24 protein-coding genes and 1 pseudogene are annotated in these 25576 nt (G+C 46.0%); 17 read left to right on the plus strand and 8 right to left on the minus strand.

Annotated elements, in window-relative coordinates; all coding sequences use genetic code 11:
* Window positions 1–181 precede the first annotated feature (181 nt).
* From MKY87_RS19655 to MKY87_RS19665, 3 genes are all read left to right on the plus strand, one after another.
* On the plus strand, window positions 182–1222 hold the full coding sequence (locus tag MKY87_RS19655; RefSeq protein ID WP_340965784.1) for an alpha/beta fold hydrolase: 1041 nt from the start codon (window positions 182–184) through the stop codon (window positions 1220–1222).
* Window positions 1223–1515: 293 nt separating this feature from the next.
* Window positions 1516–2808, plus strand: coding sequence for a threonine ammonia-lyase IlvA (gene ilvA, locus MKY87_RS19660; protein WP_339312124.1), 1293 nt, complete (start codon window positions 1516–1518; stop codon window positions 2806–2808).
* Window positions 2808–3422, plus strand: a complete 615-nt coding sequence (locus MKY87_RS19665; RefSeq protein WP_340965785.1) for a GNAT family N-acetyltransferase — start codon at window positions 2808–2810, stop codon at window positions 3420–3422. The genes ilvA and MKY87_RS19665 overlap by 1 nt, the downstream gene beginning before the upstream one ends.
* Window positions 3423–3569: 147 nt before the next feature.
* On the opposite strand, the gene MKY87_RS19670 is transcribed toward MKY87_RS19665, so the two are convergent.
* Window positions 3570–4541, minus strand: coding sequence for a hypothetical protein (locus tag MKY87_RS19670; protein WP_340965786.1), 972 nt, complete (start codon window positions 4539–4541; stop codon window positions 3570–3572).
* A gap of 316 nt (window positions 4542–4857) precedes the next feature.
* Here MKY87_RS19670 and MKY87_RS19675 point away from each other — a divergent pair, with 316 nt between their 5' ends.
* The 3 genes and pseudogenes from MKY87_RS19675 (at window position 4858) to MKY87_RS19685 (ending at window position 9222) form a co-directional block, all read left to right on the plus strand.
* Window positions 4858–8016 (plus strand): copper amine oxidase N-terminal domain-containing protein, encoded by a 3159-nt coding sequence (locus tag MKY87_RS19675; protein ID WP_340965788.1) that lies wholly within the window; start codon window positions 4858–4860, stop codon window positions 8014–8016.
* Window positions 8017–8475: 459 nt separating this feature from the next.
* Window positions 8476–8691: pseudogene (locus MKY87_RS19680) on the plus strand (AraC family ligand binding domain-containing protein); the annotation flags it as partial.
* Window positions 8692–8901: 210 nt separating this feature from the next.
* Window positions 8902–9222: a helix-turn-helix domain-containing protein gene (locus MKY87_RS19685; RefSeq protein WP_340967494.1), complete on the plus strand. Its 321-nt coding sequence runs from the start codon at window positions 8902–8904 to the stop codon at window positions 9220–9222.
* Between the two features lie 26 nt (window positions 9223–9248).
* Here the strand turns inward: MKY87_RS19685 and MKY87_RS19690 are convergent, their stop codons facing one another.
* Window positions 9249–10007 (minus strand): DUF1129 family protein, encoded by a 759-nt coding sequence (locus MKY87_RS19690; RefSeq protein WP_339786364.1) that lies wholly within the window; start codon window positions 10005–10007, stop codon window positions 9249–9251.
* 466 nt (window positions 10008–10473) lie between these two features.
* Between MKY87_RS19690 and MKY87_RS19695 the strand changes: the two genes are divergently transcribed.
* From MKY87_RS19695 to MKY87_RS19705, 3 genes are all read left to right on the plus strand, one after another.
* Window positions 10474–10707: a hypothetical protein gene (locus tag MKY87_RS19695; protein ID WP_091038808.1), complete on the plus strand. Its 234-nt coding sequence runs from the start codon at window positions 10474–10476 to the stop codon at window positions 10705–10707.
* A 254-nt stretch (window positions 10708–10961) separates the two neighbouring features.
* Complete coding sequence (locus MKY87_RS19700) at window positions 10962–11792, plus strand: alpha/beta hydrolase (RefSeq protein WP_036606057.1); 831 nt, start codon at window positions 10962–10964, stop codon at window positions 11790–11792.
* Between the two features lie 103 nt (window positions 11793–11895).
* A complete protein-coding gene (locus MKY87_RS19705) occupies window positions 11896–12681 on the plus strand; it encodes a DODA-type extradiol aromatic ring-opening family dioxygenase (protein ID WP_340965789.1) in 786 nt (261 codons plus the stop codon).
* A 169-nt stretch (window positions 12682–12850) separates the two neighbouring features.
* On the opposite strand, the gene MKY87_RS19710 is transcribed toward MKY87_RS19705, so the two are convergent.
* Window positions 12851–13063 carry a hypothetical protein gene (locus tag MKY87_RS19710; protein WP_017690673.1) on the minus strand — a complete coding sequence of 71 codons (213 nt, stop codon included), beginning with the start codon at window positions 13061–13063 and terminating at the stop codon, window positions 12851–12853.
* 158 nt (window positions 13064–13221) lie between these two features.
* A complete protein-coding gene (locus MKY87_RS19715) occupies window positions 13222–13761 on the minus strand; it encodes a DoxX family protein (protein ID WP_340965791.1) in 540 nt (179 codons plus the stop codon).
* Window positions 13762–14099: 338 nt separating this feature from the next.
* On the opposite strand from MKY87_RS19715, the gene MKY87_RS19720 reads away from it, so the two are divergent.
* From MKY87_RS19720 to corA, 4 genes are all read left to right on the plus strand, one after another.
* Window positions 14100–15176, plus strand: a complete 1077-nt coding sequence (locus tag MKY87_RS19720; RefSeq protein ID WP_340965792.1) for a DUF3048 domain-containing protein — start codon at window positions 14100–14102, stop codon at window positions 15174–15176.
* Between the two features lie 317 nt (window positions 15177–15493).
* Complete coding sequence (locus MKY87_RS19725) at window positions 15494–16111, plus strand: DUF47 domain-containing protein (protein WP_076215091.1); 618 nt, start codon at window positions 15494–15496, stop codon at window positions 16109–16111.
* Between the two features lie 14 nt (window positions 16112–16125).
* Window positions 16126–17115, plus strand: coding sequence for an inorganic phosphate transporter (locus MKY87_RS19730; protein WP_124118567.1), 990 nt, complete (start codon window positions 16126–16128; stop codon window positions 17113–17115).
* Between the two features lie 308 nt (window positions 17116–17423).
* The gene (gene corA / locus MKY87_RS19735; protein WP_340965793.1) at window positions 17424–18383 is read left to right on the plus strand and encodes a magnesium/cobalt transporter CorA; all 960 of its coding nucleotides are present in this window, start codon (window positions 17424–17426) and stop codon (window positions 18381–18383) included.
* 286 nt (window positions 18384–18669) lie between these two features.
* Here the strand turns inward: corA and MKY87_RS19740 are convergent, their stop codons facing one another.
* Together MKY87_RS19740 and MKY87_RS19745 are read right to left on the minus strand one after the other, a co-directional pair.
* Complete coding sequence (locus MKY87_RS19740; RefSeq protein WP_339786353.1) at window positions 18670–19758, minus strand: DNA alkylation repair protein; 1089 nt, start codon at window positions 19756–19758, stop codon at window positions 18670–18672.
* 132 nt (window positions 19759–19890) lie between these two features.
* Window positions 19891–20529 (minus strand): tyrosine protein kinase, encoded by a 639-nt coding sequence (locus MKY87_RS19745; RefSeq protein ID WP_339786352.1) that lies wholly within the window; start codon window positions 20527–20529, stop codon window positions 19891–19893.
* A 454-nt stretch (window positions 20530–20983) separates the two neighbouring features.
* On the opposite strand from MKY87_RS19745, the gene MKY87_RS19750 reads away from it, so the two are divergent.
* Window positions 20984–21274: a YerC/YecD family TrpR-related protein gene (locus tag MKY87_RS19750; RefSeq protein WP_017690665.1), complete on the plus strand. Its 291-nt coding sequence runs from the start codon at window positions 20984–20986 to the stop codon at window positions 21272–21274.
* Between the two features lies 1 nt (window position 21275).
* Window positions 21276–22061, plus strand: coding sequence for a sirohydrochlorin chelatase (locus MKY87_RS19755; protein WP_340965794.1), 786 nt, complete (start codon window positions 21276–21278; stop codon window positions 22059–22061).
* 146 nt (window positions 22062–22207) lie between these two features.
* Here MKY87_RS19755 and MKY87_RS19760 read toward each other — a convergent pair whose 3' ends face one another.
* The gene (locus tag MKY87_RS19760) at window positions 22208–22777 is read right to left on the minus strand and encodes a TetR/AcrR family transcriptional regulator (RefSeq protein WP_091038820.1); all 570 of its coding nucleotides are present in this window, start codon (window positions 22775–22777) and stop codon (window positions 22208–22210) included.
* Between the two features lie 168 nt (window positions 22778–22945).
* Between MKY87_RS19760 and MKY87_RS19765 the strand changes: the two genes are divergently transcribed.
* Complete coding sequence (locus MKY87_RS19765; RefSeq protein WP_340965795.1) at window positions 22946–23872, plus strand: ketopantoate reductase family protein; 927 nt, start codon at window positions 22946–22948, stop codon at window positions 23870–23872.
* 71 nt (window positions 23873–23943) lie between these two features.
* Window positions 23944–24360, plus strand: a complete 417-nt coding sequence (locus MKY87_RS19770; protein WP_340965797.1) for a DUF4395 domain-containing protein — start codon at window positions 23944–23946, stop codon at window positions 24358–24360.
* 103 nt (window positions 24361–24463) lie between these two features.
* Here MKY87_RS19770 and MKY87_RS19775 read toward each other — a convergent pair whose 3' ends face one another.
* Complete coding sequence (locus MKY87_RS19775) at window positions 24464–25180, minus strand: NPP1 family protein (RefSeq protein ID WP_340965799.1); 717 nt, start codon at window positions 25178–25180, stop codon at window positions 24464–24466.
* Window positions 25181–25576 lie beyond the last annotated feature (396 nt).

Below are 25576 nucleotides of genomic sequence, written 5' to 3' on the forward strand. Positions count from 1 at the left end.
CCTTGGATTAAGCGATTACGATTATGCGATCGTGCAGAAACTGCACACGAAGCAGTAAGAATGTATATATGAGAGCCAGCCGATAGTGGCTGGTACAGTTACCCGATCCGATCATGGATCGGGTTTTCTTTTTGCATAAAGGAAAAGGAGGGGAATGGAACGGTGGGATGCGGGGTGATCCATGCAACGTGGAAGAAAGCGACAGGACGGCTGTAACTTGCTGAGCAACATGGTTGTGGTAAAGCATGGATTAATCTATAATGAAGTAATTGATAATCATTTTCAATTAGAATCGGTGAAAGATGACCATACATGTAATCAGGAGGGGAACATGAATCCTAACTCTAGCTCACATACGTTTGGCTCAAGTGCGTTTGTTCAGACCCGCGATGGTCGCAAATTACATTATATGTCCAGAGGAACAGGGGAACTTACGGTGGTGTTTGAGTCCGGTATGGGCGCTTCCAGATCGAACTGGGGACTGGTTGCACCAGCCATTGCTGAGCATGCACGTGCAGTCGTGTATGACAGGGCAGGGGCAGGACGAAGTGATGTCGACTCGGCTCCCCGCAGCCTTGAACGCATTGCAGGGGATCTTGGAGAACTGCTGACCGCTCTGGGCCAGGGCCCATTCATTCTGGTTGGACATAGCTGGGGAGGTCCGATTGTACGGGCTGCGGCAGCTGCACATCTATCTCGATTACGTGGCATTATCCTGGTAGATCCATCAGACGAGCATTGCGAAATGTATTTTTCCAAGCTTACTAAAAAGAGCTTTGCCATCAATGGTTTCATTATTCCAATCATGGCGCGGACTGGCTTATATAAGATGCTTGGCAGCAAAGCTGGAAGTGTTCAGCCTGACGATGTGGCAGCGGATCACCTCAAGGAGGATTTCACTGTACGGGCAGCCAGCACGATGCTTGCGGAAGGTAAAACATTTTCGGATGACATGGCAGCACTGCTGGAACATCCTCCGGCTCTGGGTGATCTGGAAGTTAGCGTGATCTCGGGTACGAAACCGGGCAAGGGAGAGGGGAAAATCAGACCTGCCCTCATCACGGCGCATCGCCAGACAGTGAGCAAGCTATCCAATGCGAGATGGATTGGGGCGGATCAATCGGGACATATGGTTATGTATACAGACCCTCAGGTCATTATTGATGAAATAGTACGAATGATAAATGAAGTGAGCTCAGGCGCAAGAACAGAACAAAAGTGATACAATACAAAGAAAAGCAGTGCGCGACATTGCTAAATAAGTTGAATTAATGATTTACACGATAACGGAGAGGACAGAAAGAACCTGAAAAAGCGAAGCGTTCGTCTAAAAGCTTTCTGAAAGAAAGCTGCGTCGGAAGCATACGCTATCAACGGATTTTTCCCTTGGAAAAAGGGAATCAAAAAAATCTGGGGATAACAGCGATTGGAGGGTTATTCTGTCATCGTAGTGTCAGTGTAAATGAACTGTAGTTCAACTTATATAGACCATAAAAGCGGAGTGTGGAGAACAACATGAAACCAGTTGAACAAGAACCAACGGGAACCACAAGTCCCGGTCGTGCCAGTGTTGGCATGGAAGATATCGTGCGCGCACATCATGTGCTGCGTGAGGTCATTGTAAGAACGCCGTTACAGCGGGATGCTGTATTATCGGCCAAATATAACTGTAATGTGTATCTGAAAAGGGAAGACCTTCAAGTGGTGCGTTCGTTCAAAATCCGAGGCGCCTACAATATGATTCGCAGTCTGACGCCAGCCGAGATGGAGAAAGGGATTGTCTGTGCGAGTGCGGGCAACCATGCTCAGGGTGTCGCTTTTAGCTGTAATGCCCTTGGAATTAACGGCAAAATCTTCATGCCGAGTACAACGCCGAACCAGAAGGTGAAGCAGGTGAGACGTTTTGGCGGCAGCAACGTTGAAGTGGTGCTGATCGGAGATACGTATGACGATGCATACGCAGAAGCAATGCGTGCATGTGACGAACAGGGCATGACGTTTATCCATCCGTTTGATCAACCAAAGATTATTGCAGGTAATGGTACGGTAGCGATGGAAATCATGGAAAGTCTCGATGAGAATGCCGACTATGTATTCGTGACGATTGGTGGCGGAGGGTTGGCAGCCGGCGTGGGAACCTACATGAAGACCGTGAGTCCGGAGACACGCATCATTGGAGTTGAGCCACTTGGTGCAGCTTCCATGAGTGAGGCGATGTTCCGCAAACAGGTTGTGACGTTGGATGATATTGATAAATTCGTGGATGGCGCAGCGGTGAAACGGGTTGGCGATCTGACCTATGACATCTGCAGCAGTATACTTGATGACATTGTGAAAGTGCCCGAAGGCAAAGCCTGCACAACTATTCTGGAGCTCTATAATGAAAATGCGATCGTGGTTGAGCCTGCCGGTTCCTTGGCTGTTGCGGCGCTGGAGCAGTATCGTGAGCAAATTGTGGGCAAGACAGTGGTTTGCGTAATTAGTGGCGGGAACAATGATATTGACCGGATGCAGGAGATCAAGGAACGTTCCCTCATCTATGAAGGTCTGAAGTATTATTTCATGGTTAATTTCCCGCAGCGTGCAGGAGCTTTACGTGAATTCCTGGAGGAAGTTCTAGGGAAGAATGATGATATCACCCGATTTGAATATACGAAAAAGCATGATAAGGAAAATGGTCCTGCCTTGGTGGGCATCGAGCTGATGTACAAGGAAGATTACCAACCACTCATTGAACGTATGAACCGCAAAGGTATCGCCTATACCGAGCTGAACAAAAATCTGAATCTGTTCAACATGTTAATCTGATGAATCATTCGACAGGGCAGTCAGGTATGCCGTCAGACAACATGGAGACAACTCCTCGGTTAAGACCTGCGCAGAAAGAAGATGCTGATCAGGTTATTCCTTTGCTGTACCAGGCGATAGGAGACATTGCATACGCACTTGCAGGTGAGGCGGATCATGAGAAGGCGATGCAGATTTTGCAGGATTTCTATGTACAGGAAGACAATCGGATTAGCTATCGTCATGTGACAGTGATGGAGCATGATGGACTTGTGGCGGGAATTCTCGTAGCCTATGATGGCGGTGAAGCGGATCATCTGGACCAGCCGATTCTGAATCGCCCTGGACGAAGTCAGGATAAGAAGTATGCTTTGGTTAAAGAAACCCGCCCGGGTGAGTATTATCTGGATACTCTCTCGGTAAGTGAAGCTTATCAGGGGCAGGGCATCGGCCGCGCACTGATGGCTGCTTTTGAGGAGCAAGGCAGAGATCTGGGTCACTCGCAGGTATCCCTGATTGTAGAACGGGACAATGGCCGTGCGCTAATGCTGTACGAACGGCAGGGATATGTCAAAGATGACGTGATTGTCATCGCAGGACATGAGTATAATCATATGGTCAAACCGATTCAATAGTACAGAGCGCTGACGGTTAGTCAGTTTTGACTATAGAAGCATGAAGAAAACCGCCCCAGGAGCGAATTCTGTGGCGGTTTTTGTTGTGGTTAACTGTTGGAATTTAGCATGAATTTGAAACGGATGTTAACCTGGGGAACAGATTACTTAATAATTCGCATAGTCGCTGACCGGCACATTCTGCTCCAGCCATTTCTCGACAGCAGCCGTTTTTGCATACTTCGATTCCTTAACCACGTCCATAAAGGCATCCAGCTTGGTGAGGAATTCACTATCGACGGATGCAAGACGCTGCAAGACGCCGTTGTAGCCTCTTTGGGCGTTCGCAATCATTTTGTTCGTGTCATAATCAAACAGCGGTGTATTGTTCAGCCCATAAAAGGTATACAGGGTATAACTGTTTAACAGATTATGCACCTGCTTGGCCCGATTTGATTTTGGATGCAGCTCCAGGAATCTTTCCTGGCTGAGTGCTCGAAGGAGAATTTCCTGATAACCAATGACCAGAGCACCGTCATCCGCAGGCAAGTTTTTCGTTTCCTTTGTCATGATATGGATGTAGCTTGAGATATCCTCTTTAATTACAGAGGTATATTTCACGAATGCCGCATAATTCATTATGGGATAGAGGGAGCCTTCGAGCATGACGAGGCGGTAGCCGCTGTCACGGGCTTCTTTTAACAGTGCACGCAGATCGGAGTCCTGGGTACGCTCCATAAGTTTGGTGAAGCTATCGTTCAATTTGTAAGCCTTGATCATCTTGTCCTGAACGTTAGGAACGAGCAGGCGGTCCGTCATGGCACTTAGCGCCTTCAGGCGAGCATTCTCCAATTGAAGCACCATCAGGGTGGCGTGATGCTTTGTTACTTTTTTGATATGAGATTCGAGATAAGTATCCGCGGCAGGCAAGCCGTTCTTTTTGTAGAGCATGGACTGAAATGTTTTATATATGGTTGTTGAACTGGCAGTCGTGACTTTGTTGGTATCTGTACTGGAAGATGCGGCAGCAGCGACTCCAGATAATGGAGCGATAGCCGTTTGGAGCAGCATGAGGATGGCGGTGGCTGTAATGAAGGTGCGCATGCTTTTACGTGTGGCAGATTGGAACGATGATGTCATGGATATGAACCTCCCGTAGTTAAGAAAATGATAGGCGTTGTTCACTAGTCACTATACATTAACGCAATTGGGGCAGGATATGGTTGCGGAATGGTGACAAATTCTTCTGTTATTTTTAACTTTTGGAGGGTGGAAGATAGAGGAAGATTTCTGAGAAAATATTTTTTGTACAACTGGAAACTTTTGAGCTGATCGGAACGTCTTAGTTGTGCATAGGTAAATACAGGAATTATTGAAAATAACAACGAATCTATTTCGATGTTAACTACATGCGAGAATGGGGATATGGGATATGAGGAAAGCGGGAGGAAAACAAGTGAAGAAGGTAATGTCAGCGCTGGCTGTATCGGCCATGCTGATGTCCGCACTTCCAACGTCGGTTATGGATGCAGCTGCGAGGATCAGCATATATATTAATGATGCGGAGTTATCATCTGCTCAGGCACCTGTGATGAAAGGTGGACGCGTACTGGTTCCGCTTCGGTCGATTTTTGAAGGATTGGATGCGAAGGTACAGTACACCAACAGAACCAAAACGATTGTTGCAACTCGCGATGATCAGGAAGTTACTTTGACACTCGGTTCCAAAACGGCATACATCAACGGGGAAGCGATATCGCTGGATGTACCTGCCAACACGATTAAGGGTAACACGATGGTTCCCATTCGTTTTGTTAGTGAAGCTTTTGGGGAAAAAGTATTCTGGAACTCACGCAATCAACGTGTAGATATCAAGACAACGGCAACGCCACCAGTGGATGAGACACAATATGCTGCATGGAACATCTATGGTTCGGTATCCGGAAGTAACGGAGATGGTCGTGACCTGACCGTGAGCTTCACACGTCCAACTTCAGAGAGTGCAGTGTCTGCTTACCGGATTATGCTGGTGAAAACTCGCGATGTGAATAGCTTCACGGAGTCCTCAGCAACTGCCGTACCTGCTGCGAACTATACATCCATTACACCAAATGGCAGCAACCCGAAACTGACGCTTAATGCACAGACGCGTGACGTAAACGGGGATCTGCTCAATAGCAATGAAACGTATCGCCTGTATGTACTGACTGTTGGTAACAGCAGCAACAATTATAAAAATGCATTGAACTGGTCTTCCCAAGCATTGAAGCTTAATAATGTGAAATCCACAGTACAGGCGGTTACAAGCCTGCGTGCTACAGATATTAGCGACTATGGCGATGGTCGCGATCTGGAGATTAACTTCACGCAGCCGAGCACAACATCGAACATTACGTATTATCGTGCTTTTGTTGTTAAAGCGAAGGACTCTTCTGCGTTCAATCTGGCTGCAGCGAACAAAGTATCCAGTTCTAACTCCACGATTATATACAAAGGAAACAGTACCGCAGTGAAAAGCCAGCTGACTTCTTCGACACGGGATACGTCCGGTGAATTGATTAAAAGCGGCACAGCGTATGTGGTATACATCTTGTCCGTAAGCACAAATACAACAACAGACAGCAAGCTGTCCGCAGCATCATCTTCACTTACACTGTCCGTGAACACAGCAACATCTCCTGTAATTACGCAGGTGAGAGACAACTCGGATTATGGAGATGGTCGTGATATCCAGGTGAGCTTCAACCGATCATCGGATGAGTCCAAGGTGGCGAATTATCGCGTCTTTGTGGTGCGTAACTCGGTTGCCAGCAACTTCAATCTGACGACGGCAAGTAATCTGTCCTCCAGTCTGTACTATACGGTGAATAAAACAGGCAACAACATTACAACGACTTTGCCTTCATCCATGAAGGACACAAGTGGTTATAATGTAACGAATCTGCAAGATTATCGCATCTTTGTGATGGCGGTGGGAAATCAGCAAAATGGATACACCAATGCGCTGTCAGCTTCCTCCACAGCTCTGAGACTGACAACGAACGGTAACGCGGGAGTTATTAGCAACCTGGCTGTTGCGGATATTGGTGACTACGGTGATGGCCGTGATCTGCGGGTTTCTTTCAACAAAGCTGCGGATGAATCCAGAATCTCTGCCTACCGTGTATATGTTGTTCGTTCCGCTAATGTGGGCAGCTTCACGTTGAGCGCAGCTAATGCGTCGAGCAACTATACACAGGTGAACAAAACGGGTGGTAACCTGTCAGTAACGCTTCCGAACTATGCGGTAGATACCAATGGTTACACCATTACGAATAACGTTGCTTATCGAGTATTTGTGCTGTCGGTGAATAACAACGGAAACTCCAGTCAAAATGCTTTGTCTGGTTACTCTTCCCAAATTACGCTGACACAGAATGCGGCTATAACGGCTCCGAGCAATGTGGTGCCATCTGATATTGGGGATAACGGAGATGGACGTGATCTGCGTGTGACGTTTAATAAATCCGCGGATGAGACAAATGTGAATCATTACAGGGTGTTTGTAGTGAAAAATGCAAATGCAGGCAGCTTCAATCTGAACGTAGCCAACACGGTGAATAGCTCGAATTATACGTATGTAAGTAGAACGGGAAATAATCAGACGATTACTTTATCTAATGGTTCGAGAACAACGGATGGTGACTTGATCCGTAACGATGTAGGCTATCGAGTTTATGTAATGGCTGTGAACAATAACGCGTCTTTAACAAATGCAATATCGTCAGCCTCCGGTATAATCACACTGACTTCAAATGTCGCTGTAGCAGTGGCGAGCAATGTGAATGTAACCGTTAAAGATCAAGGACAGTCTGGAACGCCTTCGGATGTAACAATAACCTTCAATAAGGCAATTAGCGAGACCAATATCTCCAATTATCGTATCTTGATTGTGCCTGCTAACCAAGTGAGTGGATTCAATACAAGTTCTGCTCTTGGAATTAATTCTTTTATTGAAATCAACAAAAACAATGCGGGCAGTCCGGTAGTACTAAACGGTGGACATCGAGATATTAATGGTAGTGTCCTTGTAGCTGGACAGAAATACAAAGTGTTTGTCTTGTCCGTTTCGGACAGTACATCACGTGCTTCCAATCTGTCCTCTGCTTCCAATGAGTTTAATATCTTTGCACAAGCAAATGTGGTTCAAACTGCTACTATAACAGCCCTTCAAAATACAAGTACTGTAACCGAAGCGAGTTATAAGCTTACCTTTACTAAACCAACTGCTGAAACGGGGATTTCTGCATACCGACTCTTTATTGTTAAAGGAACAGATAATTTGGATATTACTACAGCAAGCTCTAACACTAGTTACCCAATTGGAAATCCTGCAGCGGTTGAAGTTACTTTAACGAAAACAGCTATAGATTCAACTGGAGCCAATCTGGTGGAAGGAGGCGAGTACAAGGTGTATATTCTTTCAGTTGCTGCAAATACAACAACGAATAAACATACACTTTCAGGCCCATCGGATACATTTAAGCTTGAGAAGGCTCAGTCTACGCCTACACAGGAGCCTGCGCCTGCTACCAATCCAGCAGCAAGTGAGGGGCAAACATCTCCACAGGGCTGAAGTAAAAATTTACACTGAAACAAACTCGAACACCCTTCCCATCCGGAAAGGGTGTTTTCATTATGTATGAACAATAATCGTTTGGCGTGAATCTCAAACTTGCTTTTTGAAAATCTTGTCGCCAAAAAGGTTCCTTAGACCATTGTTACATTGGAAACAAATCATTGATAATAAAGGTAAAGGGAAGTTGGCTATATAGATCGAACTAGACATTTACACGAAACGGAGTGGCTAGTGTAAATATCTTTAGTTCACTTTATGTAGAAGCCTATGAGCCGAAAGGAATGATGGAATGCTTGCATTTCGTTTGACGGGCCTGCCGGATTCCCGGTTGCCGCTGTACCTGTATTGTGTGGGCACGCAGGAAGAGAAAGTTCTGCATAGACCGGATGGATTTCCGGTGTATCAGTTGTTTTTGTCAGGCGGCGGTGAAGGGCAGTTCAGGTTTTCGGAAAAGGGACATGGACGATGGGAGCAGGGCAGGTATTCATCGTGGAACCTGGGATTGCGCATGAGTATGTGCCTCATTCCAAATCCAAAGGAGAACTTGGTTATATCGGTTTTGGCGGTGCATCGGCTGGATCGGTACTTCAAAGCGCAGGTTTGCTTCAGAACGAGCCGTACCCTATCTCCGGTTTTGAAATCATCTGGTCCCGCATGACCAATCTCTGGCATGCGCTGGATCAAGGAGCAATGGAGATGTGGAACACATCAACCCTGATCTACCAGCTCATTTTGGATATAGCACAATCGAAAATTCCATCTGTTGTAGGTATTGGAGGTGATGAATCATCGATGGCACATGACGGTACTGTAACACGTTCTAATCGGGAGTCAGATCCGAGCAAGGATGCACTGGATGCACTTACCCGAGCCGTAGCTTTGATGCATACTCATTATCAGGACGATCTGTTATTGAAGCACATCGCTGACGCAGTGGGTTATTCGGTGCAACATCTCAACCGATTATTTCATCATCATTATGGCGTGACAGGACATCAATATATGCAGCGATTGCGTTTGCAGAAGGCTTCGGAATGGCTGGACAAGCACCCACGAGCAAGTGTACGAGAGGCGGCAGAGACCGTAGGCATGGAAGTGAACTATTTTATCCGGATGTTCAAGCGGGAGTTTGGAGAGACACCGGGAAAAGGAATCAAGCATAGGAACCGGCTCCAAATGGAAAAAGACCTCACGAGTTCGTGAAGTCCCTTAATAGCTTATATAACATGTTATGCTGTTTTCTTTTGTCCAAATAGAGGCCTTACCGTTGCAAGTCCCACAACTCCGATCACTGCACTCACCCACGGAGCCAGTGCAAATACCGGAAGCTTATCACGAAGTGGATACCCCACAAACAGCACAAGTACCACGATGACGATGTAGATGATGATGCCCTTAAGGTTAACCTTAGGTACGGTGTTCTTGTCCGCTCCTTCATCGTCCGGTCGCTCAGCAAGACGGCGAAGCATCTCCACTAATGCAATACCGCCAACTGCCGCAACGATTAGAGAGAACAGACTGATGTGTTGGAACGGCTCCGTATCTCCGCCAGTCCAACCCACGAACAATCCCACACATCCTTGAATCAACATGACAAAAGACAAAGCCGCCCAAGCAATCATGGCATACCACTTTGGTGTCCGTTTCACAGGCTCTGGATTCTCCGTTGACTGTGGTTCTACAGCGTTGGCTTTCTTTTTCAATGAAGCTGATGGACTATTACCACGGGTTGGGCTGGATTTACCCACCTCAACGGCATCTGTCTTCTCCGGTGCTGTATTTGTTATCCCGAGCTGTGCATGGATGTCTTGTTCCAGATCAGGTCCGTATAACTCGCGAGCGGGTTTGTTATCCCGCTGAGCCTGTACGATCGCTTTTCCTGCGGAGAGAATCCATTCTTCCTGTGTTCTCTCGTCCGCTGGCGCATGACGCGCAATTGTGCTGATCTCGTCATACAATTTCACATGTTCAGGTGTCATTCTACTCATCTCAGTTATTTGCCGATTCTGTATTTCTTTAAGCTTCTTATAGGAAATCCCCAATGATTGCTCCCCCTGTCTACACACATTCTGATCTTCCAATTGACTGAAGACCCTGACGGTATTTTAGTATACGGGAAGGGCTCTCGTTTCGCAAAGTCATTCCTTATAAAAAAGCTGCTCATGGTGGACCCATATCCATACACAGGCCAGTATAACGCAGGTGCATAACAGCACCAGTTTACCGTGATGTTGAATCCATTCCAGTAGATGTTCCATGAATTCATTCCTTTCGGCATAAGGACTCCGAGGCATATGCTGCCAATGATTGTTCGTTTATTTTCCCCCGTTCATGTGAAAATAATCCCTCACGCCTCCCAGATCTAACGATTGTGTGAAGTATGCATAAAGAGCAGCCGATTCCATCACAATAGTAGCATTTCCAACAGAAATCCAAGATTGGAGTGTGCTTGTTATGGATAAACAAACAGAATTGACGCGGAAGCTGCTAATGAACAGCAACTCCCGTGGAGTCGTGGACGAGGTTGTATCCTTTGAAGAGAACCTTGAAGATACGGAGTATGCAGAAGAACTGACAGATGGCAATCTGAGGGGAAGAAGTTTCTGGGACAATAGTGATTCGGGTCATGAGCATGAGTGGAATGGACGGGTGGAGACCCACGAGATGTTCCGTAGAAGCTACGAATAACGATCCTGCAACACTTGGTTTGAATTCCAAATGATATCCGGGCCAGCTGTCACCAGCTTGGCTCATTTTTTTGCGCTTATCAACCGATAAAATGTAGATTAGCAGTCAACGTAGAAAGGGTTCTTACTTACGTTGACTTGCAGGGTACGGGATGATAATATATGAATAACATCTTAATACACACTAAACTTATCGGATTATATATATTTAATAAATGGAACTCAACAGGCTAAGCGTGGAAAGGGGAAATCGGTATGGAACGTCAGATCAGTATCCGTCATGGACAGGAAGAATTAACAGCCACGATTCATTATCCGGTTGTGAAAGATATCAAGGAGGAGAAGAGTCAGCAGCGCGTACCTCTGGCAGTCATCTGCCACGGCTTCGTTGGTAGTCGGATCGGCGTGGACCGTTTGTTTGTAAAGACTGCACGGGAGCTGGCTGAAGACGGTTATCTGGTCCTGCGTTTCGATTATATCGGTTGCGGAGAGAGCAGTGGGGAGTATGGAGCGGAGGGACTGGAGTCCATGGTGCTGCAGACCCGTTCGGTGCTGGATTACGCGGTGAATTGCAGTGATGTAGATCCTACGCGTGTTACGCTGATTGGTCATAGTCTGGGTGGTGCCGTTGCATTGCTAACTGCTGTGCGCGACAAACGTGTTAAGAACCTGGTGATGTGGTCCTCCGTGGGTTATCCATTCAATGATATCGTGAAGATTACGGGACGGGAAGTATACGATGAAGGCGTGAAACTGGGAGCGGCTGATTATCTTGGATACAAATTCACACCAACCTTCTTTGAGTCTCTTGCTGAACAACAGCCATTCCAGGAAGCAGTTAAGTTTAGCGGTGATGTTCTCGTCGTGCATGGTACATCAGATGAGATTATCCCTGTAGACTACGCATTCCTGTATCAAAAGGTATTCTGGATGCGTCAGGAAGGCCGTTGCGACAAGGAAATCATCTTCCAGGGCGATCACACCTTCTCTTCAGGTAAAGAGCGGGAACAGCTCATTACGCGTACGAGAGAGTGGCTGGGCGAACGTCAGAAGATCGAGCAGGATTGGCAGCACTGGATGATATAAGTGGCAGGATTACAACTGTTTGGGTATGTCAGCTTGGAAAAGCGCCTTCTTAAGGGTAAAATAGAAGAGTAAGCATTCTATCCGTGTCTGGAGGTTGGCAGCAATGACATTACCCGCACTTTTCATTGCGCATGGTTCTCCCGCTCTGGCGGTGGAGAGCAATGACTACACTCACTTCTTGAACCAGCTTGGAGACAGGCTGCCGGCTCCGAAAGCCATTGTTGTATTTACGGCGCATTGGGATTGTCCTGAACCGTCCGTGACGATGGATGATACACATCAGACCTTGCATGATTTTTATGGATTTCCTTCTACGATGTATACGATGGAATACCCTGCATCTGGGCAGTCAGATCTAGCGAACGAGATATGTGCTTTGTTCACCCGCAGCAATCTGGCACATCAGCCGATTCGTGGCCGAGGGCTGGATCATGGCGTATGGGTACCGTTGCTCCATATGTATCCCGAGGCTAATATCCCTGTGATTGCTGTATCGGTAGACTCGCTGCGTACGCCGCAGGAACAGTATGATATTGGCCGAATGCTGGAACAGCTGCGTCATGATGATGTGCTGATCATTGGCAGTGGTGGAACGGTTCACAATTTAAGATTACTGGGCAATACGGATGAACCGCAAGCGTGGGCGGTGGAATTTGATAACTGGATCGGTGACCGCTTGCAGCAGTGGAACACAAGAGAACTGTTTCAATATGAGAAAAAAGCCCCTCATGCACGCACGGCAGTTCCGTCGTATGGTACAGAACACCTTGCACCTTTGTTCTACGCCATGGGTACAGCGGATATGTCCCGATCAGCGAAGCGTTTATTCCAGTCCTACCCTTATGGAACGCTCAGCTTGAACTGCTGGCAGTTTGGAGACGGCGTGTAACTTGGAACAGACAACAGCCTGATTGTGGTGTTTGAAGCCAGGTGGGTACGGATAACGTGTGTTAATGTATACAATTTCAATATATAAACAAAAGAAGGTTCCTGTACACCCTTGATGGGTTAAAGGAACCTTCTTTCAATACGAGGACTTATTTTCATGAAATAGATCTTTATTTGCGGATTTCAAACAATTCACAGTCTGTACGCGAATGATAAGCGAGTTCACTGACACTGGATTGGACCACCACGGTGTTGCTGTCAAAACGGATAATGATGCCACCGGAGTCAATCTGGTGATTATCTTTAAAAACTCGAACCTTATACTTCATATTCATGGCTTCCTGGAAGTCCGCATCAGTCTCAAGACGGCGCTGGGTCGGCATTATCGTGTACTCCTTTGAAGTTCAACTTTATGTTCATCATAATACGGTTTTCTGTGGATGGGCAAGTCAGTGAGGGCATTCAGGCTGATCTTGAAAAGTAAAAAGCCCTGCTCTCCAGGGGGATTGGGAGCAGGGCCGAGAATTCTATGAATGATTGCTTAAGCTGTTTTTTGAGTCGGGCTAATCGTTGGTGTGTCTTTAGGATGATTGCCTTTATTGCGAGTGATCAATCCGCGAAGGTAAGGCAGTACCCAGTTGTCCAGACCGATTTTACCTGCATTTGCACCAGCAACAACAAGGAAGATTTCCATTACAACCAGTTGAGCATTCGTGCTTACTGTTCCCGAGAAGAGGAACGCGAAGTTCATGACCATAGCCATCAGTGCTGCCAGTGTAGTGAAGCAGCCAAGGATGAGACCTAAACCTACAAGGAATTCACCTAAAGGGATAACGAAGTCGAACAGTCCTGCGTTTGGTACTGCGAATTTCTCAAGGAACGTTCCCCACCATGCTTGAACTGCTGGATGGTCACCCGTTGTTTTTTCCAGTGCTCCTGCAAGGAACCCGCCAGCTTCGAATCCGCCAGTCAATTTGCTCCATCCGTGAGTCATCCAATCATAACCGATATACACCCGAAGTACTGTTAAAATCCACATTGCTACTTTGTTTTCTCTAAGCCATTGGTTGAAGCTGAACATATGAACCACTCCTTCATGGAATCTAGTGTGTGTTGTTTTTGTTTTTTCTAAGTGATCACCTTTGATGTCTTTATTGTATAGTTCAAAAGTCGTTTTGTTTGTGATTAAAATCACAATCTAGTTCAAATTTTAAGTAAGGTTTGAGAAGTTCACATTTAGGACATATTTTTCTCGCGATTCGCTGTTTCAAATGTAAATTTCACGCTGTATCAAGGCCTTCTGGGCGCAGACAAATCGGATGGGGTGTGATTAAATGGAAAGAAATACGTGAAATGGTTGCCCACGTGAGACATATATCACAACTTAGAACCAGGCCATATCGTTCAGGAGGTCCTATATTGAAGCTTTTTAAATGGAACAAAGCAGCATCGGCTGCATCTCTGTTTATTCTCTCATTAAGTCTTGTTGCCTGCCAAAACCAGGAGGTGGCGCAGATGCCAGTTCAGCCAGAACCGACACCTGCACCTGTACAAGAAGAACAGACTGTGGAAGAGTCCAATACATCTCTCTATACAGCACCTTTGACGGGTCTGCCTGTAGATGAAGCGATTACGCGTCGACCACTCGCCGTAATGATTAATAATGCACCAGCGGCTCGGCCCCAATCGGGTCTAAGTTCAGCCGATATCATTCTTGAAGTTCTCGCTGAGGGAGGCATTACCCGTTTCATAGCTATCTTCCAGAGTGAAGGCGGTGCGGAAACGGTTGGACCCGTTCGTAGTATACGTCCATATCTGATTGAGCTCGGCGAGAGTTATGACGGGGTACTTGTTCATGCCGGAGGCAGTCCGGAGGCGTATTCCATTTTGCAAAGGCAGCAGAAACAGCATATGGATGAAATCTCGAATGGTGGACCTTACTTCTGGCGTTCCTCGGATCGTAAAGCCCCACATAATCTGTATACTTCAGCGGACAAGCTGAGAGAAGGAGCAGATATCAAGGGTTATAGCCATGATTTCAAGTCTCCCGTATACATCTACAACGAAGAAGGCGCGACATCCGCAGGAGAGGCAGTGAAGCAATTCGATATCCATTATTTATTGGATAGTTACCGGGTAACGTATGATTATGATGAAGTTAGCGGACGATATATGAGAATGGTGAATGGTAAGGCAGATCAGGATCTGGATAACGGGACACAACTTGGCGCAGCGAACATCATTGTGGCAGGTGCAGATCACAAGGTGCTTGATAGTGTAGGTCGGTTGTCCGTTAATTTGGAACAGGGCGGGGAAGCCATGTTGTTTCAGAAGGGCAAGATGATTCGTGGGCAGTGGGTGAAGAAGCAAGGGGATATTATACGGTTTGTTCAGGGTGGCAGTGAAGTGGCTCTTGTGCCTGGCAAAACCTTTATCAGCATTGTTCCCAATCAACCGGAATTTTCTAGTCATGTGAAGCTGGCTGTGCAGCAATAAAAGGATGTAATGAAAGAAAACGATGAAACATGTATCCATTTTGTCGTCGAAAAGGCATGATATTGTACCTTGGCGTGAAAAGTAGAATCGTGTCGATTTTGAAATTTGATGTCGAATTGTAAACGCAGTGTAAAATCTTGACTTGAATTTACCATTATTCCAAATAATTAAGATTCATTTCAGATTAATGTGATAAGAATATAAAAAAGGATCACACCTTTTGTACAAACCATGAAACAAATATGATAAGATATCAAAGGTTGTCATTTCATGTTTCATCGGTTATCGGCAATTTTTCTCGTAAAGGGGATAGAGCTATGAAGCTTAAGAAGAAGAAGGATATATTTTTTGAGACACTGGAGAATATGGCAGATACGGTTGTTCAAGCGGCAGATTATTTCTCCCAGCATGTTTCCAACCTTCAGGATGTGACTCTTTTTGCCAATGAAATGAAGAAGTACGAGTCGAAATGTGATGATTACGTGCATACGATCATTACAGAACTCAACAAAACATTTATCACGCCGATCGAACGCGATGATATTATGGAGCTGACAACAACACTTGATGACGTATTGGACGGACTCGAAGCAACGGCTTCCCGTTTCTATATGTACCAACTGACGGATCCGGACGAATTTATCGTTCAGTTCTCTGAAATTCTGCGCCAATCGGCTTACGAAATTCAGAAGGCGATTCATCTGCTGTCACAGAAAAAATTGCTGGCCATCCGTGAATACACCATTCGTTTGAATGATCTGGAAAACCAGGGCGACGAAGTGCTGCGCATGTGTATCAAACATCTCTTCGCTACCGTGTCTGATCCGATTGAACTGATCAAGCGTAAGGAAATTTACGAACGTCTTGAGACAACAACGGATGCTTGTGAAGACGTGGCGAATGTGCTCGAATCCATCATTATGCGTAATTCTTAAGGAGCCAGAGAATAATGGAAACAACGATTTGGGTATTAGGTATAGTCGTCTTCCTTGCACTGGCGTTTGACTTCATCAACGGTTTTCACGACACTGCGAATGCCATTGCTACTTCGGTATCAACACGGGCACTAACGCCACGTCGCGCGATCCTTTTGGCAGCGGTGATGAACTTTGTCGGTGCGATGATGTTTACAGGCGTTGCGAAGACGATTGGGGGGAGTGTGACCGACCCCACCACGCTGGATAACGGGATCGAGGTCGTCATAGTCACCTTGATCGCAGCGATTATCTGGAACCTGGTTACATGGTGGTTTGGTATTCCGTCTTCCTCATCACATGCACTTATCGGAGCCCTTGCAGGTGCCGTGCTTGTTGGCGCAGGAGCTGACAAAGTGAAGTGGAGCGGATTCATTGATATCGTTGGAGGTTTGCTATTATCACCTCTGATCGCATTTGCTATCGGTTATGTGGTCATGACGATTCTCAAATACATTTTTGCCAAACGCAGTCCGCATAACGTGAATAAAGGTTTCCGTACGGTACAGATTTTCACGGCTGCACTGCAAGCATTCACACATGGTACAAATGATGCACAGAAAGCGATGGGTATTATTACGTTTGCTTTGGTTGCAGCAGGTGTGCAAGATCATCTGGAAGTGCCGCTGTGGGTTAAAATCTCAGCAGCAACCGCGATGGCTCTGGGTACATCCATTGGTGGTTGGAAAATCATCAAAACGATGGGTACCAAAATCTTTAAAATTGAACCGATTAACGGATTCGCCGCCGATCTGTCAGCTGCTTCCGTTATTTTCACAGCAACGTTGCTTCACCTTCCAGTTAGTACAACGCACGCGATCACATCAGCTATTCTGGGTGTGGGTTCCGCAAAACGTTTCTCTGCTGTGAAATGGGGACTTGCTGGACGTATCATTATTACGTGGTTCATTACGATTCCGATTACTGCGGGACTGGCAGGATTGTTGTACTGGATCATTTTCTAAAGAGAGAAAGTTATCCCGAACGAATTCTGGATTACCAGACAAACTGTTCATAACTGTGTGAATATCGGGATATGTGGATAAATATACAACCAAAATCAAGAGACGCCTGTGCATGAACGTGTGGACAGGCTGGATATGTGGATAGCCATCCGTGGAATGATAAACCAAAAGAAGATATTCCTGTGGATACAGGGAACTGTGGATAGGGAAATGAGAGAAGCCAACAGGGTTGGCTTTTTTTGTTGTCGAGTTTGAAGGTACCTGTGTACAATAACGTATAGATACAGGACAAGGATGTGATCTGATTTATGATTCGTACACTCGCCATTACACGAGAACATCAAGTCTCCGTTAACGTACCACTTACACAGTTGGATCTGAACGATTACGCCTGGGTATGGGCGGATTTTAACCAGCCAACGGAAGAGGAAAGCCGTTTGCTGGATACATATTTTCATTTTCATCCATTAGCCATAGAGGATTGTCTGCATGTGTTGCAGCGGCCCAAGCTCGATTATTATGATAATCTGCAGTTTCTTGTGCTGCATGCACTGAACCCGACCACACTGGAAGCCGAGGAGGTTGACTTATTTCTCGAGTCAAACTTCCTAGTGTCTTTTCATCATGGTGTATTGGAGGAAGTGGATGAAGCGTGGGAACGCTTGTTGCACCATGCACATGAACGAACCATCTGGGCGCGAGGTCCAGTGGCAGCAGCCTATACGGTGATGGACAAGCTGGTCGATCATTATTTTCCGTCTTTATTTGCGATTGAGGATGAACTGGCTGAACTGGAGAACCGGGGTGGACAAGAGTCAGTTGAGGACTTGATGAACCAGGTGTTTGATCTGCGGACTCGATTGCTGAAGCTCAGACGAACGGTAGTACCGATGCGGGATCTGCTCTATCGGGTGGTCAATTCCCAGCATGTGCAGCGAACAGGCGAACATACGGCTTATTTTACCGATATCTATGACCATTTATTGAAACTGACGGATATGATTGAAGCCGATCGGGAGATGACGGCCGACCTACGTGACAGTTATATTTCCCTGAACTCCAACCGGATGAACCAGATCATGAAGACACTCACGGTGATTACGACCGTATTTATGCCTCTCACACTGATTGCGGGTATATATGGTATGAACTTTGCCTATATGCCTGAGCTTCAATGGAAGTTTGGGTATGGGGCTGTGTTATTGTTAATGTTTGTACTTGGAGGTAGCATGGTGGCCTGGTTTGTGAAGCGTGGATGGTTCAAGTAGAAAATGTGATACTTTACTGCTCTAAATGCAGTTCCATCTTTCGGTGATAAGCGCACGCTATTACGAGCAGATCATCAGAAGAAGATTGCATAGTTGAAGCAACGTTTGTTACATATGAAAAGGGCCACTGGACAAGGATCTCAGGCAGGAATGGAATAACCTGTCGGAAGATGATTGCCAGGTGGCCTTTCTGATTCTTCTATTGGAAGTTTTGAAAATAAATGTATCCACATGTGAATAACTATTCCGCAGCAATAAGCTGTGTATAACTTACGATGTCTTCCTGTTACCCCACTTCAAGGACAAAAGAAGTCGTTGCCGTCTCTTTACCATTCACAACAATTGTTAGCGTATGCAGTCCAGCATAGTATTTTCTTGTTGTGATGATTTTGAAAGATTGTTTGGTGGCTACCTTGGTTCTGCCTGTCGGGTACATTTTATCGGAGCATTTGAATCGTTTGGGAGCCTGCTTGCCGTTTGCCTTCATATAACCCATCTCATATTCAATTCGCAGCATCTGTGACTCGCCGCTCTCATTAACGACATCAAACGAAAAATGAAGATCCTCGCCAATGCTAATCGTATCCTGGACAAGCTGAAGCTGCTCAATGTGAATCGAATCCTGCTCGTTATAACCAAAAAGACTTAGTGCTTTGCTATGTCCTTTCTTCAGTAATGACCTGCTGGCATGCCGGACAATCCAGTCGGTGTGTACATGTTGTCCGTACCAGGTCGTGGCCAGATCCATAACCAGTTCAGGGTGGTCCTTGGAGATGTCATTCAGATGATTGGCGACACTTTTGCGAACATAGAGGGACTCGTCCTGTTTCAATGCATGCAGAATCGGAAGTACAGGTGTTGGATCAGTGATAAAGTTCTGGAGTTTGGCACCCCATGGCAAACGTGGCCGGCTGCCTTCACTGGCAAGTCTGCGGATATGCTCGTTGTTGCTCTCTGCCCACGCCATCATATGTTTCATCGTTTGGATTGGATAATGTTTAATAAACGGGCGTACCGCGAACTCGGAGCTGGAATAAGGTGTGAAGAGGGTCAGATACTTCATGGATAACTCGTAATCCTCTGGGTCAAGTCCGTTCACTTCGATAAAATCCGGTACAAAGAGATATTCAACGCCTCTCATATTCGGAGCGGCTTGTTCAATAATATGTAATGCTTCTTCATAATTGTCGGGCAGTACTGAAGTCAAGGCCAGTGTGATTCGGCGAATGCGCGCTTTGAATTCCAACTGTTCCCAGCCTTCAGCAAAAACCAATTCATGAAATTGCTGTGTATCCAGCTTAGGGTAGAATTGACGCAACTGTTCGCCGGTCCGATCGATTAATGCGGGAGTGTATTTGTCTTTGATAAGTTCCATGGTCCGCCTCCTTTAGTTATTATCAAGTATACCTCAAATTACAGAAATAAGAACATAAGTTCCTGAAATTTTTGATATATTAATGAACGGTGTTAAGGCACCCACCTTCTGTAAGGGGGTGCCTGGATGAATTTAACCTTTGCGACTTTTGGGACGGCGCTTGGTGGTATTGGATTTGCGGCGGACTGGAGTTGTATTGCGGCGACGTGTAGCATTCGTTGTTTTGTTCCGACGTTTGCTTTTACGTTTCCGGGGCGGCGTATATTCTTCATAGTCTGCATCAGCTGCGCTGTTATTCGATTTTCCTTTTCCAAAAGGCAGAATGCCCATAACAAGTTTCATCATCGGAGCCATCTGTTGGATACCACCGACGACCTTCTGCATTTTGCCTATTCCACTCATGATCCCATCAATACCGCCGAAGCGGTCGATCATTCCTTTTAACTCACCGATGTTGGCTAACGAAAACCCGGAACTGCCTGTAGCAGCAGGCGCCTGTACCGGAGCAGGGGGAACCACCTGAGCTGCACCTCCATAAAAGTTCCCGCCTGGAGCACCTTGCCCATACGGTACGATTGCAGATGCTTCGACTTCACCGAAGCCCGGGTAATGGGGCTCTACTCCAGGGTACATCGGTTGAATCTGAGTTTCATTCAAAGACCGCGGAACCACACCGGGAGGCATATAGGCAGAAGTACGTGCCTGCCGATGAGCATGAGAAGACGGACGTTGCCCTTGTGCTGGCTGGCGGTGATAATAATGCTGTGGCATGAACGATCACGTTCCTTCTATATTGGATTTCGGAATTGCGTTCCACAAGTTTCCTGACAGATGTATATCATATACGGTAGTGGAACTCCCTTTTGTTATACTGTATGTCATTCGCGGAGAGACGGCGTAGGCGGGTATCCCGGAAAACGGGATATTTGCGGATTTGGGCGCATGTATGATGGCAGGTTCACGAAGAGTAAAATGCAGTTTAGACACAAAATTGTAACATTTAGGAGGATTGAAATCCTACATAAGTAATCGGATATATACAGGTGAAAACTGGGAAAAAGTGCGGTAATTCCGCCTGATGTGCGTGAGGGGAGGACATTAGTACCTTTTGTAAGCGGTAACATGTATTTTTATTCTGTAGTGCGTGAAATCGGTAACGCTTGAAATACCAACTCAGGGTGAGTACAATGTAGGTACACAGTAACCGCTAGGGGATGATGATGAAATGCAGCTGAAAAAGCTAAATGATAAAAGCATTGAACAACTATTTGAGGCTATTTTGACGCTAAAAGATATTGAAGAGTGTTATGTTTTCTTTGATGACCTCTGCACAGTAAACGAGATCCAATCCATGTCCCAGCGGCTGGAAGTGGCTCGTATGTTGGGTAAAGGCAATACGTATAACCAGATTGAAGCAGAGACAGGTGCGAGTACAGCTACAATTTCACGTGTGAAACGCTGCCTGAATTACGGCAATGATGGTTATAAAATGACGCTGGAACGCCTGGGACGCTAACATGAAGAAGCCGGGTGTACTCATCATCAGTCACGGTTCACAGGAGCAGACCTGGGTGGAATCCGTCGATGACGCGATCTCCCGGTTGAATCTGCCTGTTCCATTACCGGTAGAAGCCGGTTTTCTTGAACTTGTGGAAGGACGCCTAATCCAGGACGGTATCGACCGACTGGAAGCACAAGGCGTAACCGATATTCTAGTCGTACCTCTATTTGTTTCGTCCGGGAGTACACATGTGGATGAGATTGAATATGCCATTGGTGCAAAGGAAACACCTGATCGCGAAACGGATCTGGAACCGTTCGATGTGAAGGCTCGGGTTCACTTCGGTTATCCGGTGGATAACGATCCGGATATTGCCGTGATGGTGTGGGACAAAGTCCGATTGCTATCGCAGCAACCGGAGGAGGAAACGATTCTGCTTGTAGGACATGGGAGTATTCATGATGGTTTTCGCGAGCGTTGGGAAGCCGGAATTTCTTCCCTTGCAGAGCATGTGCAGGAAGTTAGTGGTGTAGCCCATACGGATTGTGCATTGCTGAATCCGGAGAGTGTGTACGACAAAGTGAAGTACTGGAGCGAAGAGCGGGGGAACCGAGTCATTGTGGCGCCGCTGTTTTTGAGTGCCGGTTATTTCACGAGGAACGTTATTCCGGATCGGCTGCAGGAACTGAACTATGTGTACAGCGGTGAGACACTGTTGCCACATCCATTGCTTGTGCAGTGGCTGGAGCGCCAAATCCAGATTTTGCTGGAGAGATGTAATGAAGTTAAAGTTTCTTCTTGAAATGATTGCTTTGGCATAGGTGTGTAATCACATCGCTCGTAATGATGCAGTATCAATTGAGTTCAACTCCATAGCTTCATAAACAATCAAACCACGTCGAAGGACGTGGTTTTTGTTTGTTGTAGATCACTTGAGCGAGGATTAATTTATCCATTAATGGGAGCGTGCAATTGCAGATGTAGCTCCAGTAAACTTATTAATTGGTCAACGATCTCCTCGGCCGGATAAGGCATGGAATTCATAATCCACCACTCCAGGAGGCCCACAGCAGCGGAAGCAAGAAACTGTATGGTGATCTCTTTTTTCATACCTTCCTGGATGCCACAGGCATCCATCTGTTCCTCCACTCCCTGGACCAACAATCCCATCAACTTACTACGGAATGCCGGAATACCTTTTTTGGTTAGAAGTGTAGTATAGGTAGAGGCATGTTGTTCCAGATAACGGAAAGTTCTGAGCAGCGCATCCTTGGCTGTAACGGGTGTTGTAGTAGAGCTTTCGATCATACAGGCATCCAACAACTGCTGCAAATAGGTCTCAATGCATTGATCCAACAGATCGAACTTGTCAGCGTAATGCAAATAGATGGTTCCTCGGTTTACATTAGCCCGATCAGCAATATCGTTTATCGTAATTTGCTCAAAATCCTGTTCCTCCAGTAACCCAACAAAAGCTTCAATTATCGCCTTTCGTGTCTTGAGTACTCGTCTGTCCATGGCCCCTCCTATGATGGTTTTCAACAATAAGGAATCATTCGTTGATTATTCAACAAAAACGGATATTTTAACGATTGAAGCACAGTAGGTGCTTTGATACTCTTATTTTATCAACAAATGTTCATAAAGCAACGAATATTGATAAAATATGAAATAGAGGGGTAACCAATGAAGATATTAGTGTATGGGGCAGGCGTTTTGGGCAGTCAGCTGGCGCACATTCTGGTGCGCGGTGGCAATGATGTCACTGTTCTGGCTAGAGGGAAGCGGGCAGAGGAGCTGGAGAAGGATGGGGTCGTCATCCGGCATGTTTTTCAATTCAAAACGACAGTTGATCCGGTTCGGGTAGTCAGAACGTTGGAAGTGGATGACCAATATGATCTGATTTTTGTTGTCATGAAATATAACGATTTCCCTTCAGTGTTACCTATCCTGGCAGAGAATCAGAGCAGCAATATTGTGATTGTGGGAAACAACGCAGATGCACGGAGCATGCAAAACTTTTTGGAGGAAAACAGCAGGGTAGCAAAACAGGTCGCGTTTGGATTCCATGTGAGTGCAGGGAAGCGGGAAAAGGACCGCATGTTATCGGTCGGTGGAGGCAGCGGACAAATGGTAATTGGCAGTCTGGACGGAGAGATAGGCTTTAAACCTTTGCTGGACCAAGCTTTCCAACATGTGAAATACAAGTTAAATGTTCTGAGCGATATTGATGCCTGGCTGAAAAGCCATATCATCCCCATTCTGATGCTTAATGCGGTGAGTTTTAATGAGGAGCGTGAGTTGATCAAGTTGGACGGGAATAGAAAGCAAATCCAACATATGATTAGGGCGATGGATGAAGGCTTTAGCGTACTTGAAGCTATGGGCATAACGATTATACCGGAGATTCAGGCTAAAATGATTCGCAGGCATCAACGGATGCTGTACCTTCTGTTGAAGATATACAGTGTGCTTCCAATTCATAAGCTGATTGCGGGTTCTTTTGGAGAGATTGAAGCGTTGAATAATGCATTTACCGATTGGAAAAAGACAACAGGTATCCGGACTCCCCATTGGGACGTGCTGAAAAGAGATTATACTATCCTTAAATGAAGTGTTGCTCATTCCCTGCATACCGACTACAATAAAACCAACTAATAAAATGGGGATAAGGAGATATACAGATGCGGGAAGTGCCCATGCGCTATGTGAAAGCAAATCAGGTCGGTATTGTATTGTTTGTTTTACTCTCGTTTGTGTTCAATCCAATTGTAGTTCTGGGCGTGCTGTGGGTCATTCAGGTGGCTGGTCTGGCTTCTGGTGGAAAGCTTAATCTGTTTAAGCAGATTGGGAAAGCTGTGTTAACTGGTAAAGGGACAGAGACGCAGGCGGTGGAGCTGCAGCGATTCAACAATATTCTGGCTGTGCTCTTCCTGTCTCTGGCACTCATCTCGTTCTCGCTTGGCTGGGTAGCCGCAGGTTATGTATTCTCCGTTATGCTTCTCGCGGCTGCAAGCGCGGCTCTGCTGGGTTATTGTGTGGGTTGCACGGTGTATTTCTGGTACAAACAGCTGCGTGCAGGCAGAAAAATCGGATTTTGAGATTGGCTGAAGAAGTGAAACAGGTTCCGGGATACTACGATAACTTCATAACGAAATCCCCCTCAAATGAGCTGTTCACTTGAAGGGGATTTTCTTTTTTTTCTTATCTGAACCAGGCTTTATTTAAATTGTTGGTGAAATTGTTATCGTTGAAAGGCACGTTGGCACTGCCAAAGTTCGTCGTATTGAGCGCATTTCGTGCGGCAGAAGTCAGGTCGTCCCATCCGATTAAAGGTTGTGTTCCACCCACAGCATTAGTAACGCCAAGCTCATGGTTCAGCGGCCAGGTACTATTATAGGAAATCAACGGATGGTTACCTTGTGTATTGTTATTGCTCGGTGTAACTTTGGTGAACTGGCCGTGACCGGAATATGCGATAGAGAGGATTTTGGAATTGGCAGCTGCCGGATTGTCTACCCACACGACGATACCTTCCCAATCATGACGATGGCCGAGTCCAGAGGAAGGGGAGTCTTTGGGGAAATACCACGAATACATGATAGCCCATACCCCATTGTGCCAGGCGGAGCGGGAGTAAATCTGGCCTGTACTTGAACTACAGTTTCCATTCGATGACCCGGATGTATTCAAGCCAGCACTGGTATTGCCCTGTTGATCTACTGCGGGAAAAGGCACGCATCCATGATAGACTTTTAGAAATGGCTGAAAACGCTTGGCCGTTTGTTGTGTCACGGTGACTGGTGAGACTTCCTGAAATCCGACAACCTGATCATGGTTAATTTCTGCTGCTTCAACAACGGTGACCCAAGGAATACATGCCATAAGCGAAACCATGAGCATTAACACGATTTTTTTCATTCACAATTCTCCTTCACGGGTATGATGTGGTGTTAAGTTGAGGGTGCACTAAAACTATAGTGGAAAAAGGTTTATATTATTTATCTTTTCATCTTAAGAATTGTAAATTTGTAGCATATCTATGTCATAATCATATGAAGGTATCGAAATTGAAGACTAATTCCTGTCCAAGCGGGCAGAATGGTTGATTAATGAGACTATTTTACATAAAAGGTAGTGGGGAAGATTCAGGAGCGGTGCGTGAGGTTTATTGGGTAATGGATGGATTAGTGGATACATATATGAAAAAATATACTTATAGATTACAGGCTAGGACATCTTTACATTTGATGATATGATAGGAGTTAAAGGCTTTGGAATGAGACGGAATTCCTGATGCATAGATATAGGTAAGAC

This window comes from Paenibacillus sp. FSL R7-0198 (genome assembly GCF_038000415.1).
Lineage (GTDB): Bacteria > Bacillota > Bacilli > Paenibacillales > Paenibacillaceae > Paenibacillus.

What these genes read in the sequence shown, in the direction of transcription:
- MKY87_RS19755 (WP_340965794.1), top strand. Translation starts at nt 21,276, where the DNA reads ATGAAGAAGCCGGGTGTACTCATCATCAGTCACGGTTCACAGGAGCAG.
- MKY87_RS19685 (WP_340967494.1), top strand. Translation starts at nt 8,902, where the DNA reads ATGCATACTCATTATCAGGACGATCTGTTATTGAAGCACATCGCTGAC.
- MKY87_RS19695 (WP_091038808.1), top strand. Translation starts at nt 10,474, where the DNA reads ATGGATAAACAAACAGAATTGACGCGGAAGCTGCTAATGAACAGCAAC.
- MKY87_RS19770 (WP_340965797.1), top strand. Translation starts at nt 23,944, where the DNA reads ATGCGGGAAGTGCCCATGCGCTATGTGAAAGCAAATCAGGTCGGTATT.
- MKY87_RS19760 (WP_091038820.1), bottom strand. Translation starts at nt 22,777, where the DNA reads ATGGACAGACGAGTACTCAAGACACGAAAGGCGATAATTGAAGCTTTT.
- MKY87_RS19750 (WP_017690665.1), top strand. Translation starts at nt 20,984, where the DNA reads ATGCAGCTGAAAAAGCTAAATGATAAAAGCATTGAACAACTATTTGAG.
- MKY87_RS19655 (WP_340965784.1), top strand. Translation starts at nt 182, where the DNA reads ATGCAACGTGGAAGAAAGCGACAGGACGGCTGTAACTTGCTGAGCAAC.
- ilvA (WP_339312124.1), top strand. Translation starts at nt 1,516, where the DNA reads ATGAAACCAGTTGAACAAGAACCAACGGGAACCACAAGTCCCGGTCGT.
- MKY87_RS19700 (WP_036606057.1), top strand. Translation starts at nt 10,962, where the DNA reads ATGGAACGTCAGATCAGTATCCGTCATGGACAGGAAGAATTAACAGCC.
- MKY87_RS19745 (WP_339786352.1), bottom strand. Translation starts at nt 20,529, where the DNA reads ATGCCACAGCATTATTATCACCGCCAGCCAGCACAAGGGCAACGTCCG.
- MKY87_RS19730 (WP_124118567.1), top strand. Translation starts at nt 16,126, where the DNA reads ATGGAAACAACGATTTGGGTATTAGGTATAGTCGTCTTCCTTGCACTG.
- MKY87_RS19725 (WP_076215091.1), top strand. Translation starts at nt 15,494, where the DNA reads ATGAAGCTTAAGAAGAAGAAGGATATATTTTTTGAGACACTGGAGAAT.
- corA (WP_340965793.1), top strand. Translation starts at nt 17,424, where the DNA reads ATGATTCGTACACTCGCCATTACACGAGAACATCAAGTCTCCGTTAAC.
- MKY87_RS19710 (WP_017690673.1), bottom strand. Translation starts at nt 13,063, where the DNA reads ATGCCGACCCAGCGCCGTCTTGAGACTGATGCGGACTTCCAGGAAGCC.
- MKY87_RS19690 (WP_339786364.1), bottom strand. Translation starts at nt 10,007, where the DNA reads ATGAGTAGAATGACACCTGAACATGTGAAATTGTATGACGAGATCAGC.
- MKY87_RS19705 (WP_340965789.1), top strand. Translation starts at nt 11,896, where the DNA reads ATGACATTACCCGCACTTTTCATTGCGCATGGTTCTCCCGCTCTGGCG.
- MKY87_RS19665 (WP_340965785.1), top strand. Translation starts at nt 2,808, where the DNA reads ATGAATCATTCGACAGGGCAGTCAGGTATGCCGTCAGACAACATGGAG.
- MKY87_RS19670 (WP_340965786.1), bottom strand. Translation starts at nt 4,541, where the DNA reads ATGACATCATCGTTCCAATCTGCCACACGTAAAAGCATGCGCACCTTC.
- MKY87_RS19765 (WP_340965795.1), top strand. Translation starts at nt 22,946, where the DNA reads ATGAAGATATTAGTGTATGGGGCAGGCGTTTTGGGCAGTCAGCTGGCG.
- MKY87_RS19740 (WP_339786353.1), bottom strand. Translation starts at nt 19,758, where the DNA reads ATGGAACTTATCAAAGACAAATACACTCCCGCATTAATCGATCGGACC.
- MKY87_RS19775 (WP_340965799.1), bottom strand. Translation starts at nt 25,180, where the DNA reads ATGAAAAAAATCGTGTTAATGCTCATGGTTTCGCTTATGGCATGTATT.
- MKY87_RS19715 (WP_340965791.1), bottom strand. Translation starts at nt 13,761, where the DNA reads ATGTTCAGCTTCAACCAATGGCTTAGAGAAAACAAAGTAGCAATGTGG.